The sequence below is a fragment of the Pedobacter sp. GQ55 genome (assembly GCF_059758925.1).
On the sequence record NZ_JCAXEI010000003.1, the window covers coordinates 363,182 to 379,095 of the forward strand.

Consider the following 15,914-nt stretch of genomic DNA (forward strand, 5'->3'; position numbering starts at 1 on the left):
AAGCTTATTTGAGTAATCCCGAATCCATCATTTCAGCTTAATAATCATAAAGTGTAACAGTACTCGTGTCTTTACGATTTGCCATGCGGATTCCTATTTTCAAAACAATTTGAGGCTTGAATGTGAAATCTTTATTTATCGACATTGTTACTTTTTGTTCCACCACTGATGCTGATAAAGGCTTCTAAAGCAGGGGAAAGTGGCACATCTTTTCTGTAGACCAAAATCGTTGTCATAAGGCCCAACTCCTTTGGCAGATGGAATGTTTTTATATTTCTATTACCATAAAACGTACTTATGATTTCTTCTGGCATAACACTAAATCCAATCCCGGATTCAATGAAATTTACAACGCCTTCAATGGAATTCATTACTGTTTTATGATATTGGGCAATACCTTTGCTTACAAGCCAAGAGTCAAGTTTAGCTCTAAAGACGCAGCCTTGATCGAAAACTATTGTTTTAAGCGGATTATTTTTAAGTAGAATATCCAGGTTTTCACAATCTGCTGGAGCAACAATTACGACCTGTTCGTCCTTTATTTTAATTTGTTCAAGCTCAGGAAGGTCAAGAGGAGCAGGAATAAATGCTGCATCTAGTTTATAATTCAACACATCACTGATTAAGCTGGCTCTCATCGCTGATCTAAAATCTAGGTCAACAAAAGGGAATTTAGAAGCAAGTTCATTAACAAGTTCAGGCCCTTTCAGGGTCATCATGGTTTCCAAAAATCCAATTTTAATCTGGCCCTTTACGATGTCGCTTTTACCAATCGACCTTTTTGCCTCATCCAAAATATGGTTGAGTTGCTTGGTATAGCGAATAAGTTTTTCACCTTCCGGAGTTAATTCGACCTTGCGGTTGTTTCTGGTAAAAAGCAGTGCGCCAAACTCCTCTTCCAAATTTTTTATACGGGTAGTTACATTTGACTGAACTGTAAACATTGCTTCAGCAGCCTTTGTAAAACTGCCATAATGCGCAACGGCTTCAAATAAATTAAGGTCATTCGTGTTCATAAATCTTAAATTGAGATACATGGTATCTTTATAAATCATTTTTAAAGATTAAATATCTGGTTTACTTTTGAATAAAAAAAAGGAAAAAATGAAAAAACTAAAAATAGCCTTCACGATCATCCTGACTGGCTTATTAGGGAGAACAGAAATTATGGCACAATCAACCACAGTTAAAACAAGTCCTGCTTTAGAAGTTGGGATTGTTCATCACCGCAAGGTAAATGTAAACGGACTTGGCGTATTTTATAGAGAGTCAGGCCCAGCAGGAGCACCGACAATATTATTATTGCATGGTTACCCAACATCATCACATATGTTCCGCAATCTGATACCGATGTTAAACAAAAAATATCACATTATAGCCCCTGATCTTCCTGGATTTGGAAATACTGATTTGGCAGATCGTACAACTTATACCTATACTTTTGAAAATCTGGCCAAAACAATGCAGGGTTTTATAGATGAATTAGGTTTAAAAAGGTTCGCAATTTATGTATTCGATTATGGTGCGCCAACCGGATTTCGTCTGGCACTTGCAAATCCAGAGAAAATTACGGGGATTATTTCGCAAAATGGCAATGCCTATGTAGAAGGATTGAGTACGGGGTGGAATCCAATTCAGAAATATTGGGAAAATAACACCCAAGAAAATAGAGATGCGCTAAGGGCTTTTTCTACCAAGGAGGGAACGAAATTCCAGTATTTTACTGGCGTTACCGATTCATCGCTTGTAGCCCCCGAAGCTTACATTTTGGATCAGTATTTTCTAGATAGGCCAGAGTCTGCAGAAATTCAGCTTGACCTGTTGAAAGACTATAAAACAAATGTTGATCTGTATCCAACGTTTCAAAAGTATTTTAGAACCAATAAACCAAAATTGCTTGCTGTGTGGGGAAATAAAGATCCATTTTTTCTTCCAGTCGGAGCTGAGGCCTATAAAAAAGATATTCCTAACGCAACAGTAAAATTTTATGATACTGGCCACTTTGCGTTAGAAACCCATGGACAGGAGATAGGAAATGAAATACTGAAGTTTCTCTCCACCCTTCCAAAATAAGATTTTCGGGTGTAATACTGCCTAAATGTGAAGGCTTTGTGCCTAGAATTGGTAGGTTGAAGAGGATGGTTATGCGTATTTTAATCATGGCGGTAGAGAGTCTTGAGAAATCGGAAATACACTGATTAAAGCAAGCCCGGTATAAGCCGAGCTTTTTTCAAATACAAATAAATCAAATGAAGTGATGGAAATTAAAAACCCTGTACCACCGTTTAGCTACGATTCCGCGGTGAAGAAAGTTATGCTTGCAGAGCGCGCATGGAATAGCCGCAATCCTGAAGTAGTATGCATGGCTTATACCCTTAATACAGAATGGCGCAATCGGTCGGAATTTATATCGGGCCGTGAAGAAGTCAAACTATTTTTAGCAAACAAATGGGAGAATGAACTTGACTACAAGCTTAAAAAAGAACTTTGGGCATTTACTAACAACCGTATAGCAGTTCGCTTTGAATATGAATGGCATGACCATCAAGGGCAATGGTTCCGCAGCTTTGGTAATGAGCTTTGGGAATTTGATAAATGCGGGCTAATGGAGAAACGGTTCGCAAGCATTAATGATCTGGCCATTGATGAAAAAGATCGAATTCTATAAATAGATTAACACTAATGTTTAAAAGGCGCTAGTATATTGTTAGCGCCTTGCCAGTTTCATATCAAACTAATGATCCGAGATAACCATTTTTGATAATGCTTTGTTCTTAGGTAAAAATATTTAAAAAACGGAATTCCATAGCTGCCCGGTTTATTTTTGTATAACCAAAATGGATAAATGCCAAAAGTAATATCATTGTTCTCACATCATACACATATTAGGCACACTTTCTTCACAAAAAGGTACCTGTTTGTAGATTTGATATGAAGGAGGTGTGAATAAGGTGTGAAGAAAACATAATCTTTAGGGATACGAAAGGGCATCATTATTGAAGCGACTTCATTACACACAAATAAACACACATGAAAAAAATAATTTTAATCTGTCTGGCAGCAATAGCTTTAGGCTGCAAGAGCATGTCATATCAAGAATCGTCAATTAAGATCGGTATGTCAGAAAATGAATTCAAGCAAGCTAACCGCTCTGCAGAATTGATGTCGCTCGATAATAATGGGACAAGTATTTATCGCATTATCTCCAGAGGAGTGGTTATAGCCAATGCTGAACCTTATTCATTCTTTTATTTCCATGAGGGTAAGTTGACGCGTTACGTAAAATCAGATCGTATGGATGATCATAAATTTATTTGGTAAAGCAGAATATAAGCAAAGCGCAGGTGGTTTAAATAATAGAAGTAATATTATTAATTTCGCTGGCTAAATAAACAAGGGTGCAGAAGGCTCTGAATACTTTAAACAATTACAACAAACATAAATGGAAGAGAACGATTTTGTATCGATATGGCTGGAAGAAAGCGGAAACCCTGCTATAGAGGAATTAACGCAGCTGAATCTGGACACTGCCAGTAAAGCCGCAAAAACGTTAGCAGATAAAGGTCTTTCAGCAAATGATCTTGCTGTTTCCCTGGACATCAATCCAGACGAAATCAAAAGGTGGCTGATGGGTAGACATTCTTTCAGTATAAAGATTATAAAGGAAATCTCTGCTACGCTATGAACAAATGCTAATTCTATTGAAAATTGGTAAGTTTGAAAATGAATATGCTTATTGAGACTGAACGGCTTTATTTTAGAGAATTATTAGAAACTGATGCTGAAGGTTTATTTAGTTTAGATTCCGATCCTGAAGTACATCAGTATCTAGGGAAAAATCCCATTAAAACTATCGGGCAGGCCAAAGATGTTATAAAATTCATTAGACAACAGTATGTTGACAACGGAGTGGGACGTTTAGCAATAATTGAAAAAGAATCAAATAATTTTGTAGGATGGGGTGGTTTTAAATTAGTCACTGATTTAACTAATGGACATAAAGACTATCATGATTTAGGATATAGATTTATAAAGAATTTTTGGGGGAAGGGTTACGCCACCGAATCTTCAAAAGCAGCAGTGGAATATGGTTTTAGTGATCTTAAACTCCCTGCAATTTATGCTATTGCTGATGTAGATAATTTGCAATCCCAAAAAGTTCTAAAAAAATGTGGTTTTATGGAAAAAGAGATATTTAGTTATGATCTTGTCTCACATTACTGGTATGAACTTTTTGATCATATGTAGTATATTTATACGCTATGCATATTCAATTGTATGATGTTATTCCGAATCTGCGGCCTTACATTAAGCTGATATGTACTATGGACTGTGATGGAGACACAGATACAAACCATATACGGGTGCTGCCCGATACCTGTGTTGAGTTGTTTGTGAACTACACCAGTACGCCGGTAGCAATCATTAGCGATGAACTGCATAAGCGTAGCATTATTAGCTTTCGCATGAGCCGTCCTATGGATGTTCAGATGCGCAAAGGGGCTGGTTGCCTCGCCATTTGTTTCTATCCCGGCATGGCGTATAAGTTCTTTCAAGTACCCATGCATACATTAACCGACACTACAGCACCCTTATCGGATATATGGAATGACCTGACCGATGAAATAGAGGATGAACTAGCTTGTGCCTGTGACAATGAAACACGTGTATGTATAGTGCAAAATTATTTACTTCAACAATTAGCCTCAGCCAAAAACGATTTGCAGGTGGCCTATTGCCTGCAACAGGTGCAACTTTCCGGTGGCTTAATGTCTGTAAGTAAGCTTACAAATGATGCCGGTATTAGCCAGCGCCATCTTTTACGAAAATTTCAGCAGTGTATCGGCCTATCGCCCAAAGAATATTTGCGTGTGTATCGGTTCATACAATCACTTCACTATATAAAAAAATATCCGTTCCTCTCACTTACGGAAATAGCTTATAAAAGCGGTTATTATGACCAGGCTCATTTTAATCGCGACTATAAAACTTATACTGGCTATGCTCCTGGTGAGTTGACTCACACCCAGCATGTTCTTTATTAATGTCCGTTTTGTACAATTTGAGGTAATTTAATGTTTGCAATTTTGCAGTACAAAAACATTGAAGATATGAGAAAACTAATATTAGGATTAGCAATAACATTGGATGGATACATTGAAGGGCCTAACGGTGAATATGATTGGTGCTTTACGGATCAGGACTATGGCTTAAACGAATTCTTTGACCGTATAGATGCCATCTTTATTGGTCGCAAAAGTTATGAGATAGCGCAACAGTATGCTGATAGCAATAACGGAGAAATAGTTCCCGGAATGCCTGTGTTGACAGAATATGTGTTTTCTAAAACATTTAAAACAGTAAAAGAAGGTGCCGTAATTATATCTCGCGATAGTATTGCTGAAGCGCGAAGGATAAAAGAACAACCAGGCAAAGACATATGGCTATATGGTGGTGCTGAGCTTACCGATGCCTTGATGAAAGAAGGCCTTGTAGATGAATTATGGTTGTCGGTACATCCCATACTTCTTGGTGATGGAAAAGCCCTGTTCCGCAAGCAAGATGATCGAACCAAACTCACTCTTCTGAAAAGTAAGACTTACGAAAGTGGTTTGGTATCGCTTACTTATGGCATCAATAATGAGTCATTTGTTTGATAATGAGCAGATTGATCTAATCATTAGATGGCCTTTAGAATCCCCTTAATCCATATCCTCGCCAGCTCTTTTGATCCTTCTGCATTTGGATGCAAATAGAACGTGCCTTTTTTTCCTTGTTCTGGTTTAAACAACGTAGTATGATTCTTTTTGAAAAAATCAAAGCCAGATTTATCACCTGCAAATATGCGTTTGGGAGCTAATTTGGTGTACTTTTTAACCAGGTTATCTATTTTCGGAAAATAGCTTTCTAATCTGTTCAAACCTTCTTCTAAATAAGCGGCATTGTTTTGAGTATTAGTGCTATACCAAAGTGGATACTGAACTATAAACTTAGCCTTTGGGTACTGATTTAATAAACTATCTATCAATCTGGAAATATTTTGATCGTATTGTTCAGCAGAGATGGGTGATCCGTGGGGTCCAAATATGGCGCTGTCATTAGTTCCTAACATAATAGAAAACAAAAGCGTGGCCGAGGCATCCTTATTTAACGCGTTTGCAGCTTCGATAACCTTCGGGAAGTCAGTATTAGTGGCTGGTAAAAAATCAAGGCTGGTATGCCCGCTAAAGCCCATATTTACAATATTAACAGATGTAAATTGCGCTGTTGAGGTCAGTGTTTGCTGCACAATAAGTGGCGTTGCTTCTACCGATGGCTGGTTTAATGCACCTCCCTCAGTTATACTATCTCCTATAAAAACAATATTCAGTTTAGTTTTTTTTACTGAAGAAAAGGAGGTTAGCAATAATACAGAAACCACCATCAAAAATTTGGATATCAGCTTAGCCACAGGGAAACTCTTCATGATTCTTTTTTTTCATGAAGATAAACAATTGATCCAGTTTATAAACCCTACATTACCAAAATGAGTTAAAGCAAATCAACATGTTCTTGTTCGATCAGTTTTCCAATTTCATTCACGTATGACTGATCTATCCATCCCCTTGTTTCCCAGGTAATACCCAGTTCATGGACCAGGGCATGTAGAATAGCAAATTTATTTGAACCTTTAAAAACTTTATAGATGCCATCCTCTTGAGGATAGACGGTAAGCTTAACTCCGTGGAGTTCGATAGCAAAGGGATCCCTGTAAACTAATTTCATTCTTATTATTTAATATCAAAGCAACAGTAACAGCTCAAAATTGTTTGGTTTTAATTTACCACTACATTATAATTTGGATCTTCCAAAATATTAACATCAATTACTGTCTGGGCATTTTTAAGTAAAGTCCTGCAATCCTCACTGAGATGCTGCAGGCGTAATTTTTTTCCTTCCAGGTTATAACGTTCAGTTAGTTTATTTAGTGCCTCTATGCCGCTCATATCTGCTACTCTACTTTCTTTAAAATCTATGATAACCTCCTGCGGGTCTCCGCTGACATCAAACTTCTCATTAAAAGCGGCTACAGATCCGAAAAATAAAGGGCCAAATATTTCATAATGTTTAACCCCCAGTTCATCTATATATTTCTTTGCACGGATTCGTTTTGCGCTTTCCCATGCAAATACTAGCGCTGATAGGATCACCCCTATCAGTACTGCAAGTGCCAGATTATGAAGCCAGATGGTAATTACCGCTACTAGAATACCGATAAAGATATCTTGCTTTGGCATTTTGTTGATGATGCGGAAGCTAACCCATTCAAATGTACCTACGGCAACCATAATCATTACCCCTGTTAACGCAGCCATTGGAACACGGTCAATAATGGGTGCACCGAAAAGTATAATGATAAGTATGGTTAATGAAGCAATGATTCCAGATAATCTTGCTCTGGCACCAGCCGATAAATTAACCAGCGTTTGAGCAATCATTGGGCACCCTCCCATTCCAAAGAAAAAACCATTTGCAATATTGGCGGTACCCTGGGCAATAGATTCTCTATTGCCATTGCCTTTTGTGCTGGTAATCTCATCAACCAAATTGAGCGTCAGCAAACCTTCGGTTAAACCCACACCGGCCATAATTAAGGCATATGGAAAAATAACCTGTAAAGTCTTAAACTCAAAGGGTATCGCTGGTATGTGAAATGGAGGAAATCCACCGCTAACCGAGGCAATATCCCTTACCGTTTTTGTATCGATATTGAATCCGAAAACTAGTAGAAAAACAACTATTATAGCGATTAGTGATGGGGGGACAGCTTTGGTTATTTTTGGCAAAATCACCACTATTGCTATAGTAAGCAGCACTAAACCACCCATAATAAGCAATGGAGTACCACTGAGCCAGGCCGATTCGCCGTTCACAACAGTTTTAAATTGTTCCAGCTGCGCCATAAAAATGATAACAGCCAGACCATTGACAAACCCATACATTACCGGTTGAGGTACCAATCTTATAAATTTTCCCAGTTTAAATAGACCTACCCCTATCTGAATCATACCCGCTAATGCAATAGCGGCAAAAACATATTCAATTCCATTGGATTTCATTAAAGCAATCAGAACTATTGCCGTAGCCCCCGCACCACCAGAAATCAGGCCCGGCCGGCCACCAAGAATAGAGGTAATCAATCCCATAATAAAAGCGGCATATAAACCTGCCAATGGAGGAAATCCGGCAAGGATGGCAAAGGATAAAGATTCAGGCATCATTGTCATGGCAACTGTCAGGCCTGCCAGGATTTCATTTTTGTAATTGACCGTTTGCGAAAAGTCAAAAAAGCGATTACGAGAAAACATATGTAAGGTTGATGCTTCGAAAGTACGAATAAAAAGTAGAAAAAATACTTGATCTATGCATTATTAAGGTATATATCTATAAATTTAATCAAATGATTAAATTATTTGATTAAGTCAAATAATTACGCTTATATTTGTAGTACTTAAGACATTACAAGATAAAGATGAGTAAGAAAACAAAGATAGAAGCCGACAGTAGTACCGAAGAAAAGATTAAAGCAGCAGCAAATATTGTTTTTACAAAAAAAGGCTACTCGGGTACTCGTACAAGGGATATTGCTGAGCAGGCCGGTATAAACCTTGCATTGCTGAATTACTATTTCAGAAGTAAAGAGAAGCTGTTTGATATTGTAATGATGGAGAACATACAGCAGTTTTTAATGGGAATAAGAGGATTATTGAATAATGAGGCATTTAGCCTAACAGAAAAGGTTTCACTGGTTGCCGAAAATTATATCAATTTATTAAGAGCACAACCAGACATGCCATTATTCATTTTAAGTGAAATAAAAGCTAATCCCGAAAAACTGGCCACAAATATGAATGTTAAAGAGATTCTGCTTAAATCTCATTTTTATCAGCAGTTAAACCAATCCCTAAATGGTAAAGCTAATCCCCTGCATTTTATTATAAACATTATCAGTTTAACGGTTTTCCCTTTTGTAGCCAGTCCCCTACTTAAAATTATAGGAGAATTAAAACAAGAAGATTTTGATAAAATGGTTGAGGAAAGAAAAAAAATGATTCCTGTTTGGATTGATGCAATGCTAAAAACCCATTAAAATTTTTTATTCCCAGATTAATCAAATGATTAAAACAAATAAATAAACAATAGAAATGAAATCTATATTTTTCACCACCATCATTTGTTTTGTGTTTTATCAAACGAATGCGCAAAGCCAGGAAAAGCTTTCAATTGAAGAATGCTACACCCTGACCCGCCAGAATTATCCATTGGTAAGGCAGTCGGAATTGATTTCAAAAACTGCAGCCTACTCTATTGAAAACGCAGCAAAGGGATATCTGCCGCAATTTAATATCAGCGGGCAGGTAACTTACCAGTCGGATGTAACAAAGATCCCAATTCAAATTCCTGGAATGAACATTCCTCAACTCAGTAAAGACCAGTATCGTTTAAGCGCAGAAGGAACTCAGGTCCTGTTTGATGGTGGCGTGATCAGCCGACAAAAAGAAGCTATTGACATCAATGCCTCGGTTGAAACTCAGAAACTTGAGGTCGAACTGTACAAATTGAAAGAACGGATAAATCAGTTGTTCTTTGGCATACTGTTAATAGATGCCCAATTAAAACAAAATGAATTACTTCAAAAAGATATTCGCCTTGGCATAGATCGCGCAAAAGCTACCATAGCTAATGGAACAGCCTTTAAAAGCAGTTTGAATATCCTTAAGGCCGAATTACTCAAAGTAAACCAAAAAAGTATCGAGCAGAAGTTTACACGCAAAGGATACATAGAGGTGCTGAGCTTATTTATTCATAAAACCCTTACAGAAGATGTTGAACTGCAAAAACCTGTACAACCTGTAATGCAAGCTGAAATCCGCCGGCCAGAGCTTCGCCTTTATGAACAGCAAGGCAAAAGTCTGGGGGTAAAACAACAAGCTATAGTAGCCCGGAACCTGCCTAAATTTAATTTGTTTTTGCAGGGAGGCGTAGGCAGACCAGCACTAAATATGCTGAACAACGAAGCCGAACCTTTTGCCATAGGCGGACTTAGAATGAGCTGGCCCCTCTCTGGTTTTTATACCAGCAAAAAAGAAAAGGCAATAATAGACATTAACAGAAAAGAGATTGATCTGCAAAAAGAAAGCTTTTTACTGAACACGAATTTTGCGATTAAACAGCAGGAATCAGAAATTGATAAGCAAACAAACCTGTTGAGCTCAGATGATGAGATTATTGCGTTGCGGGCAAGTATAAAGGAAACATCGGCCGCACAATTGGAAAACGGAGTAATCAATACCAGCGATTATTTACGTGAGGTAAACGCCGAAGATCAGGCCAGACAAAGCAAAATCATGCACCAGATACAACTACTTATGGCACAGCACAATAAACAAACCGCCACTGGCAATTAACTTTAAAGCAAACTAATCATGAAGAAAATAGCATCTGCAATAACTACCGCTTTGTTTTTGATGTCTTGTGGGCAAAAGGAACAGACCTACGATGCTTCGGGCACCTTCGAAGCTATAGAAACCATCGTATCTGCCCAGGCAACCGGAACCATTGAGGCCCTGAATCTTGTGGAGGGACAGGTACTTAAGGCAGGGGAAACGATAGGTTATATTGATACTACTCAACTATACTTAAAAAAGAAACAACTGGAAGCCCAGATCACTGCTGTATTAGGTAAAAAGCCAGATGTGCCTGCTCAGATAGCCGCATACCAGGAACAGCTAAAGCAGGCAAACAGAGAGCAGCAAAGAATTACCAACCTGTTAAAGGCCGATGCAGCCACACCAAAACAACTGGACGACGCCAATGCCCAGATTGCCATCATTAAAAAACAGATAGCTGCTCAGAAATCTAGCCTGAATATTACCTCGACCAGTTTAAATCAGGAAACACTTCCGTTGAATGTGCAGATTGATCAATTAAACGATCAACTTTTAAAGAGTAAAGTTGTAAACGAGACAGCAGGCACTGTACTGGTCAAATACGCTGAAGTAAATGAAATGGCTACAATAGGTAAACCTCTATACAAGGTCAGCGATTTGTCGTCCATCATTTTAAGGGCCTACATTACTGGCAATCAGTTGCCAACTGTTAAACTTGGGCAAAAAGTTGAGGTATTGGTTGATGCAGCAGCCGGAAAATATAAAACTTACGAGGGTATTCTAGAATGGATTAGCGATAAAGCTGAATTTACTCCTAAAACCATACAGACCAAAAATGAGCGGGCAAATCTGGTATATGCAGTTAAGATAAAGGTGAAAAATGACGGCTACTTAAAAATAGGCATGTATGGAGAGATCATTTTATCTAAAAAAATATGAGCAGCGACTTTGCCATCGAACTAAACGAGCTCCGTAAAACCTACGGTAAAGAGCAGCTAGTTGCTGTCGATGATGTTTCTTTCCATGTAAATAAGGGAGAACTGTTTGGCCTTATTGGTCCGGATGGTGCAGGTAAAACGAGCATTTTCAGGATGTTGACTACCCTACTACTTCCTGAAAAAGGAACGGCAAAGGTAGACGGCTATGATATAGTTGCCGACTATAAACAGATTAGAAAGACTGTTGGTTATATGCCTGGCAAATTTTCACTTTACCCAGACCTGACTATAGAAGAAAACCTTCGCTTTTTTGCTACTGTATTTGGCACCACCATCGCTCAGAATTATCATTTGATAGAAGATATCTACGTCCAGATCGAACCCTTTAAAAACAGAAGGGCGGGGAAACTCTCCGGAGGAATGAAACAAAAACTAGCATTATGTTGTGCCCTTATCCACAGACCAACTGTGCTGTTTCTGGATGAGCCAACAACTGGAGTGGATCCGGTGTCGAGAAAAGAATTTTGGGAGATGCTGAAAAGACTTAAAGCACAAGATATTACCATTCTGGTATCAACCCCGTATATGGACGAGGCTACATTGTGCGACCGCATCGCCCTGATACAGAATGGGAAAATATTATCCATCAACACCCCTCAGAATATGATACAACAATATCCTGAGCAACTATACGCAATCAAAGCAGATCAGATGTATGAATTGATTAAAGCACTTAGCAAATACCCTGAGGTCATGGATTGCTATGCCTTTGGCGAATATGCTCATGTTTCCTTTAAAGGACCTTTTGAGGATAATAAGCTTAAGGTCTACTTAAAAGCAGAAGGCTTAGCTCAGGTCGAAATTAAACCTGTACCACCAACTATTGAAGATTATTTCATCAAACTATTGAAAAATTAGCTATGGAATATGTTATAAAAACGGATAAACTGACCAAACGTTTTGGGGATTTTACAGCAACAAATGAAATTACTTTTGAAGTAGAAAAGGGTGAAATATTTGGTTTTCTTGGCGCTAACGGCGCAGGTAAAACAACTGCCATGCGCATGTTATGTGGCTTATCTATACCCAGTTCCGGTACAGCCACAGTAGCAGGTTTTGATGTGTACAAGCAAACAGAAGAAATTAAAAGAAACATAGGCTACATGAGTCAGCGGTTCTCTTTGTATGAAGATCTCACAGTGCAGGAAAACATCAGGTTCTTTGGAGGAATATATGGGTTAAGCAATCGGGAAATTAAAACTAAAAGCGAAGATTTATTGGAACAGCTTGGACTCAAAAATGAGGCTAAAAAATTAGTAGACTCCCTGCCACTGGGTTGGAAACAGAAGCTTTCCTTTTCGGTTGCAGTTTTACACCAACCAAAAATTGTATTTCTGGATGAACCTACCGGAGGAGTTGATCCGGTAACAAGAAGACAATTCTGGGACCTGATCTACGAGGCATCTGCAAAAGGAATTACCGTTTTTGTAACCACCCATTATATGGATGAAGCAGAGTATTGTAACCGCATATCCATTATGGTAGATGGAAAAATAGAAGCACTTGATACCCCGGCTAATTTGAAAAATCAATTTAAAGCAAGCTCAATGGACCAGGTTTTTTATCAGCTGGCAAGAGGTGCAAAACGTAGCGATTAGAATAATAAGGCAATGGAACAGTTTATCAACTTTGTAAAAAAGGAATTTGCCCACGTTTGGAGGGACAAAAAGACCTTGCTCATTCTATTTGGAATGCCGGTTATCCAGATTCTTATTTTCGGGTTTGCACTTACCAATGAGGTCAAAAACGCTGAGCTCATTGTTATGGACCAGGCCAAAGACCAGGCCTCACAACAAATCATCAGCAGAATAGCTGCCAGCAGGTATTTCGATATTCAAAGCAGCGTGATGAACAATGAGCAAATGGAAGCGGCATTTAAGAAAGGAAAAATTAAGATGGCCATAGTTTTTCCGGCAGGATTTAATGAAGCCCTACTCCATCAGCGCAAGGCACAGATCCAGATTCTTGCCGATGCTTCTGATCCTAATACCGCCAGTATGCTAACAAATTATGTTTCTTCAATTATTCAGGACTATCAAAATTCAATTGATAAAACAGCAGCCATACCCTACTTGATAGTTCCCGAAGTGAGGATGTTTTACAATCCGCAATTAAAGGGTGCACCTAATTTTGTTCCAGGTGTAATGGCCCTTGTACTGATGTTGGTGTGCGTAATGATGACGGCTATTTCAATTGTAAAAGAAAAAGAAACAGGAACCATGGAAATTTTATTGGTTTCGCCGTTTAGTCCGCTTCTGGTTATCCTTTCTAAAGCAGTACCATACCTTATTCTGTCGCTTATAAATGTAGCTTCCATCCTACTGTTGAGTGTTTATGTGCTCGATTTGCCGGTTAACGGAAGTGTGGTTCTGCTTTTTGCAGAAAGCACACTGTTTATCATCACCTGCCTAAGTCTGGGTATATTCATCTCTGTAAAAACAGATTCGCAGCAAATGGCCATGTTAATATCCCTGATGGGGATGTTTTTACCAACTGTCTTATTTAGTGGGTTCATGTTTCCAATAGAAAACATGCCCTATCCATTACAGATCATTTCGAATCTGGTTCCGGCAAAATGGTTCTATTTAGTTGTAAAGTCCATCATGATCAAAGGATTGGGGTTTTCGGCCATTTGGAAAGAAACATTAATTCTGGGTGGTATTACCGTTGTTTTATTAGTAGTGAGTTTAAAAAGTTTTAAAATCAGACTGGCATGAGAACGATCCGTTTTTTACTCGAAAAAGAATTCAGACAAATATTTCGCAACAAGGCTATCCTGTTATTGATTATCGTAATGCCGGTTATGCAACTGATAATTCTGCCGCTTGCTGCAAATTATGAAGTAAAAAACATCAATCTTTCTGTGGTAGATCATGATCATTCCAGCTATTCCCAAAAGCTGATCTCTAAAGTTACCGCCTCTGGTTATTTTAAACTTACTGGATATAATGCCTCTTTTAAGGAAGGAATGAAACTGATTGAAGGCGATAAGGCCGACCTGATTCTGGAAATTCCACATGGATTTGAGCGCAACCTTGTCCGCGAAAACCATCAACAGCTATTTATTGCCGTAAATGCCATAAACGGTGTAAAGGCAAATCTTGGAGGAGCGTATCTTGGTGCTATCATAAGAGATTTTAATAACGACATAAGGCTGCATTTGCTGCCGGTTTCAAAGTTTAACGGAGCTGCGGTCATCGAGATCAGCTCATCCAACCTGTTTAACCCTTTAATGAAATACAAATTTTTTATGGTCCCCGGTATTTTAGCCATATTGGTTACCATGATTGGGGGCTTTCTGTCGGCGCTGAACATTGTAAAAGAAAAAGAGTTTGGTACTATTGAACAGATCAATGTAAGCCCAATAAGGAAACACCATTTTATATTGGGAAAACTCATCCCCTTTTGGGTACTTGGAAATGTGGTGTTCACACTGGGGCTGCTGGTATCGTGGTTAATTTATGGTATTGTGCCTCTCGGAAATTTACTGGTATTGTATCTCTTTGCATCTGTGTTCTTGCTGGCCATTTTAGGTTTCGGTCTATTGATTTCAACCTTTTGTGATACCCAGCAGCAAGCCATGTTTATTATGTTTTTTTTCATGATGATCTTTATTCTGATGGGAGGCTTATTCACCTCTATAGACAGTATGCCCGATTGGGCAAAAACAGTTTCGCGGCTCAATCCGGTTAGTTACCTGATAGAGGTAATGCGAATGGTAATTCTTAAAGGAAGCGGGTTAAGAGACATATTGCCTCAACTAGGCACGGTTGGTGTTTTTGCCATTGTGCTGAATACCTGGGCGGTATGGAACTATAAGAAAAGGAACTAAATGAATGATTAAAAAAATGTTTAAACAAATACATGCCTGTTTTGTTCAGCTAGCATGATGTCATCATCCTTTAAATATGGTTTTCTTTAAACACTTTTTATGAATACTCACGAATATTGGCTGTTTATACTGGCAATTCCTGTGGCCTGCATCTCCTGGACGGTAACAAAGGAAGAAGTCTTTAGGGAGATTAGGGAGTACTTTGTTGAAAAATCAAAAACAGCTAATCATATTCTGATAAGAAAGCTGTTTTACATGCTCACCTGTGAGTATTGTTTTAGTCATTATGTGACGCTTTTTTTGCTTATTCTTACTAAGTATACGCTGCTGTATTCAGGGTTCACCGGTTACCTTATATCCGGATTTTCTATAGTTTGGGTTGCTAACATCTATATGAGCTTGTATAACCTGATCCGTGTTGACCTCAAAAAAGAAAAAATAATTGCCCAAAAAGAAGCAGACAGCGTTAAAGAATCATATCAGGTACGGGACCAAATCTGATCAGACACAAAATATTATCGCATTTTTTTTTTCACGGTTTTAAATAAAATTGTTTGATATTTGCGCCAAATTTTTTTAAGAAGAGGTATATAACCCATTCCTATCGTCGGGATGACGGGAGCGTTTTCGAGATCAAGAAACACAGCGAAATAG

General features: G+C 38.4%; 19 protein-coding genes. 15 read left to right on the forward strand and 4 right to left on the reverse strand.

The window, feature by feature from the left end; all coding sequences use genetic code 11:
* Positions 1-131: 131 nt before the first annotated feature.
* A complete protein-coding gene (locus AC6CH7_RS10420; protein ID WP_498262632.1) occupies positions 132-1,055 on the reverse strand; it encodes a LysR family transcriptional regulator in 924 nt (307 codons plus the stop codon).
* A 49-nt stretch (positions 1,056-1,104) separates the two neighbouring features.
* Between AC6CH7_RS10420 and AC6CH7_RS10425 the strand changes: the two genes are divergently transcribed.
* The 7 genes from AC6CH7_RS10425 (at position 1,105) to AC6CH7_RS10455 (ending at position 5,657) form a co-directional block, all read left to right on the forward strand.
* Positions 1,105-2,073 carry an alpha/beta fold hydrolase gene (locus tag AC6CH7_RS10425; protein ID WP_498262633.1) on the forward strand — a complete coding sequence of 323 codons (969 nt, stop codon included), beginning with the start codon at positions 1,105-1,107 and terminating at the stop codon, positions 2,071-2,073.
* Between the two features lie 184 nt (positions 2,074-2,257).
* On the forward strand, positions 2,258-2,668 hold the full coding sequence (locus AC6CH7_RS10430; RefSeq protein WP_498262634.1) for a DUF1348 family protein: 411 nt from the start codon (positions 2,258-2,260) through the stop codon (positions 2,666-2,668).
* 362 nt (positions 2,669-3,030) lie between these two features.
* A complete protein-coding gene (locus tag AC6CH7_RS10435; RefSeq protein ID WP_498262635.1) occupies positions 3,031-3,321 on the forward strand; it encodes a hypothetical protein in 291 nt (96 codons plus the stop codon).
* 121 nt (positions 3,322-3,442) lie between these two features.
* Positions 3,443-3,685: a hypothetical protein gene (locus tag AC6CH7_RS10440; protein ID WP_498262636.1), complete on the forward strand. Its 243-nt coding sequence runs from the start codon at positions 3,443-3,445 to the stop codon at positions 3,683-3,685.
* 38 nt (positions 3,686-3,723) lie between these two features.
* Complete coding sequence (locus tag AC6CH7_RS10445; RefSeq protein WP_498262637.1) at positions 3,724-4,248, forward strand: GNAT family N-acetyltransferase; 525 nt, start codon at positions 3,724-3,726, stop codon at positions 4,246-4,248.
* A 14-nt stretch (positions 4,249-4,262) separates the two neighbouring features.
* Entirely contained in the window at positions 4,263-5,045 is a 783-nt protein-coding gene (locus AC6CH7_RS10450; RefSeq protein WP_498262638.1) for an AraC family transcriptional regulator, read from the forward strand.
* 66 nt (positions 5,046-5,111) lie between these two features.
* Complete coding sequence (locus tag AC6CH7_RS10455) at positions 5,112-5,657, forward strand: dihydrofolate reductase family protein (protein WP_498262639.1); 546 nt, start codon at positions 5,112-5,114, stop codon at positions 5,655-5,657.
* Positions 5,658-5,680: 23 nt separating this feature from the next.
* Here the strand turns inward: AC6CH7_RS10455 and AC6CH7_RS10460 are convergent, their stop codons facing one another.
* The 3 genes from AC6CH7_RS10460 to AC6CH7_RS10470 all read right to left on the reverse strand — a co-directional run bounded on the left by AC6CH7_RS10460 (position 5,681) and on the right by AC6CH7_RS10470 (position 8,348).
* Positions 5,681-6,466 carry a GDSL-type esterase/lipase family protein gene (locus AC6CH7_RS10460; RefSeq protein WP_498262640.1) on the reverse strand — a complete coding sequence of 262 codons (786 nt, stop codon included), beginning with the start codon at positions 6,464-6,466 and terminating at the stop codon, positions 5,681-5,683.
* Between the two features lie 65 nt (positions 6,467-6,531).
* Positions 6,532-6,765 carry a hypothetical protein gene (locus AC6CH7_RS10465; RefSeq protein ID WP_498262641.1) on the reverse strand — a complete coding sequence of 78 codons (234 nt, stop codon included), beginning with the start codon at positions 6,763-6,765 and terminating at the stop codon, positions 6,532-6,534.
* A gap of 50 nt (positions 6,766-6,815) precedes the next feature.
* A complete protein-coding gene (locus AC6CH7_RS10470) occupies positions 6,816-8,348 on the reverse strand; it encodes a SulP family inorganic anion transporter (RefSeq protein WP_498262642.1) in 1,533 nt (510 codons plus the stop codon).
* Between the two features lie 164 nt (positions 8,349-8,512).
* Here AC6CH7_RS10470 and AC6CH7_RS10475 point away from each other — a divergent pair, with 164 nt between their 5' ends.
* From AC6CH7_RS10475 to AC6CH7_RS10510, 8 genes are all read left to right on the forward strand, one after another.
* A complete protein-coding gene (locus AC6CH7_RS10475; protein ID WP_498262643.1) occupies positions 8,513-9,130 on the forward strand; it encodes a TetR/AcrR family transcriptional regulator in 618 nt (205 codons plus the stop codon).
* A gap of 55 nt (positions 9,131-9,185) precedes the next feature.
* Entirely contained in the window at positions 9,186-10,448 is a 1,263-nt protein-coding gene (locus tag AC6CH7_RS10480; RefSeq protein ID WP_498262644.1) for a TolC family protein, read from the forward strand.
* A gap of 18 nt (positions 10,449-10,466) precedes the next feature.
* The gene (locus AC6CH7_RS10485) at positions 10,467-11,369 is read left to right on the forward strand and encodes an HlyD family secretion protein (protein WP_498262645.1); all 903 of its coding nucleotides are present in this window, start codon (positions 10,467-10,469) and stop codon (positions 11,367-11,369) included.
* On the forward strand, positions 11,366-12,286 hold the full coding sequence (locus AC6CH7_RS10490; RefSeq protein WP_498262646.1) for an ABC transporter ATP-binding protein: 921 nt from the start codon (positions 11,366-11,368) through the stop codon (positions 12,284-12,286). The genes AC6CH7_RS10485 and AC6CH7_RS10490 overlap by 4 nt, the downstream gene beginning before the upstream one ends.
* Before the next feature lie 2 nt (positions 12,287-12,288).
* Positions 12,289-13,026 (forward strand): ABC transporter ATP-binding protein, encoded by a 738-nt coding sequence (locus AC6CH7_RS10495; RefSeq protein WP_498262647.1) that lies wholly within the window; start codon positions 12,289-12,291, stop codon positions 13,024-13,026.
* 12 nt (positions 13,027-13,038) lie between these two features.
* Positions 13,039-14,145, forward strand: a complete 1,107-nt coding sequence (locus AC6CH7_RS10500; RefSeq protein WP_498262648.1) for an ABC transporter permease — start codon at positions 13,039-13,041, stop codon at positions 14,143-14,145.
* Positions 14,142-15,260 (forward strand): ABC transporter permease, encoded by a 1,119-nt coding sequence (locus AC6CH7_RS10505; RefSeq protein ID WP_498262649.1) that lies wholly within the window; start codon positions 14,142-14,144, stop codon positions 15,258-15,260. Before AC6CH7_RS10500 ends, AC6CH7_RS10505 begins: the two co-directional genes overlap by 4 nt.
* 99 nt (positions 15,261-15,359) lie before the next feature.
* The gene (locus tag AC6CH7_RS10510) at positions 15,360-15,761 is read left to right on the forward strand and encodes a hypothetical protein (RefSeq protein ID WP_498262650.1); all 402 of its coding nucleotides are present in this window, start codon (positions 15,360-15,362) and stop codon (positions 15,759-15,761) included.
* The last annotated feature ends 153 nt before the right edge of the window (positions 15,762-15,914 follow it).

Excerpts from the sequence above, each read along its gene's own strand:
- AC6CH7_RS10420 (WP_498262632.1), bottom strand. The coding sequence starts at position 1,055 with ATGATTTATAAAGATACCATGTATCTCAATTTAAGATTTATGAACACG.
- AC6CH7_RS10425 (WP_498262633.1), top strand. The coding sequence starts at position 1,105 with ATGAAAAAACTAAAAATAGCCTTCACGATCATCCTGACTGGCTTATTA.
- AC6CH7_RS10430 (WP_498262634.1), top strand. The coding sequence starts at position 2,258 with ATGGAAATTAAAAACCCTGTACCACCGTTTAGCTACGATTCCGCGGTG.
- AC6CH7_RS10435 (WP_498262635.1), top strand. The coding sequence starts at position 3,031 with ATGAAAAAAATAATTTTAATCTGTCTGGCAGCAATAGCTTTAGGCTGC.
- AC6CH7_RS10440 (WP_498262636.1), top strand. The coding sequence starts at position 3,443 with ATGGAAGAGAACGATTTTGTATCGATATGGCTGGAAGAAAGCGGAAAC.
- AC6CH7_RS10445 (WP_498262637.1), top strand. The coding sequence starts at position 3,724 with ATGAATATGCTTATTGAGACTGAACGGCTTTATTTTAGAGAATTATTA.
- AC6CH7_RS10450 (WP_498262638.1), top strand. The coding sequence starts at position 4,263 with ATGCATATTCAATTGTATGATGTTATTCCGAATCTGCGGCCTTACATT.
- AC6CH7_RS10455 (WP_498262639.1), top strand. The coding sequence starts at position 5,112 with ATGAGAAAACTAATATTAGGATTAGCAATAACATTGGATGGATACATT.
- AC6CH7_RS10460 (WP_498262640.1), bottom strand. The coding sequence starts at position 6,466 with ATGAAGAGTTTCCCTGTGGCTAAGCTGATATCCAAATTTTTGATGGTG.
- AC6CH7_RS10465 (WP_498262641.1), bottom strand. The coding sequence starts at position 6,765 with ATGAAATTAGTTTACAGGGATCCCTTTGCTATCGAACTCCACGGAGTT.
- AC6CH7_RS10470 (WP_498262642.1), bottom strand. The coding sequence starts at position 8,348 with ATGTTTTCTCGTAATCGCTTTTTTGACTTTTCGCAAACGGTCAATTAC.
- AC6CH7_RS10475 (WP_498262643.1), top strand. The coding sequence starts at position 8,513 with ATGAGTAAGAAAACAAAGATAGAAGCCGACAGTAGTACCGAAGAAAAG.
- AC6CH7_RS10480 (WP_498262644.1), top strand. The coding sequence starts at position 9,186 with ATGAAATCTATATTTTTCACCACCATCATTTGTTTTGTGTTTTATCAA.
- AC6CH7_RS10485 (WP_498262645.1), top strand. The coding sequence starts at position 10,467 with ATGAAGAAAATAGCATCTGCAATAACTACCGCTTTGTTTTTGATGTCT.
- AC6CH7_RS10490 (WP_498262646.1), top strand. The coding sequence starts at position 11,366 with ATGAGCAGCGACTTTGCCATCGAACTAAACGAGCTCCGTAAAACCTAC.
- AC6CH7_RS10495 (WP_498262647.1), top strand. The coding sequence starts at position 12,289 with ATGGAATATGTTATAAAAACGGATAAACTGACCAAACGTTTTGGGGAT.
- AC6CH7_RS10500 (WP_498262648.1), top strand. The coding sequence starts at position 13,039 with ATGGAACAGTTTATCAACTTTGTAAAAAAGGAATTTGCCCACGTTTGG.
- AC6CH7_RS10505 (WP_498262649.1), top strand. The coding sequence starts at position 14,142 with ATGAGAACGATCCGTTTTTTACTCGAAAAAGAATTCAGACAAATATTT.
- AC6CH7_RS10510 (WP_498262650.1), top strand. The coding sequence starts at position 15,360 with ATGAATACTCACGAATATTGGCTGTTTATACTGGCAATTCCTGTGGCC.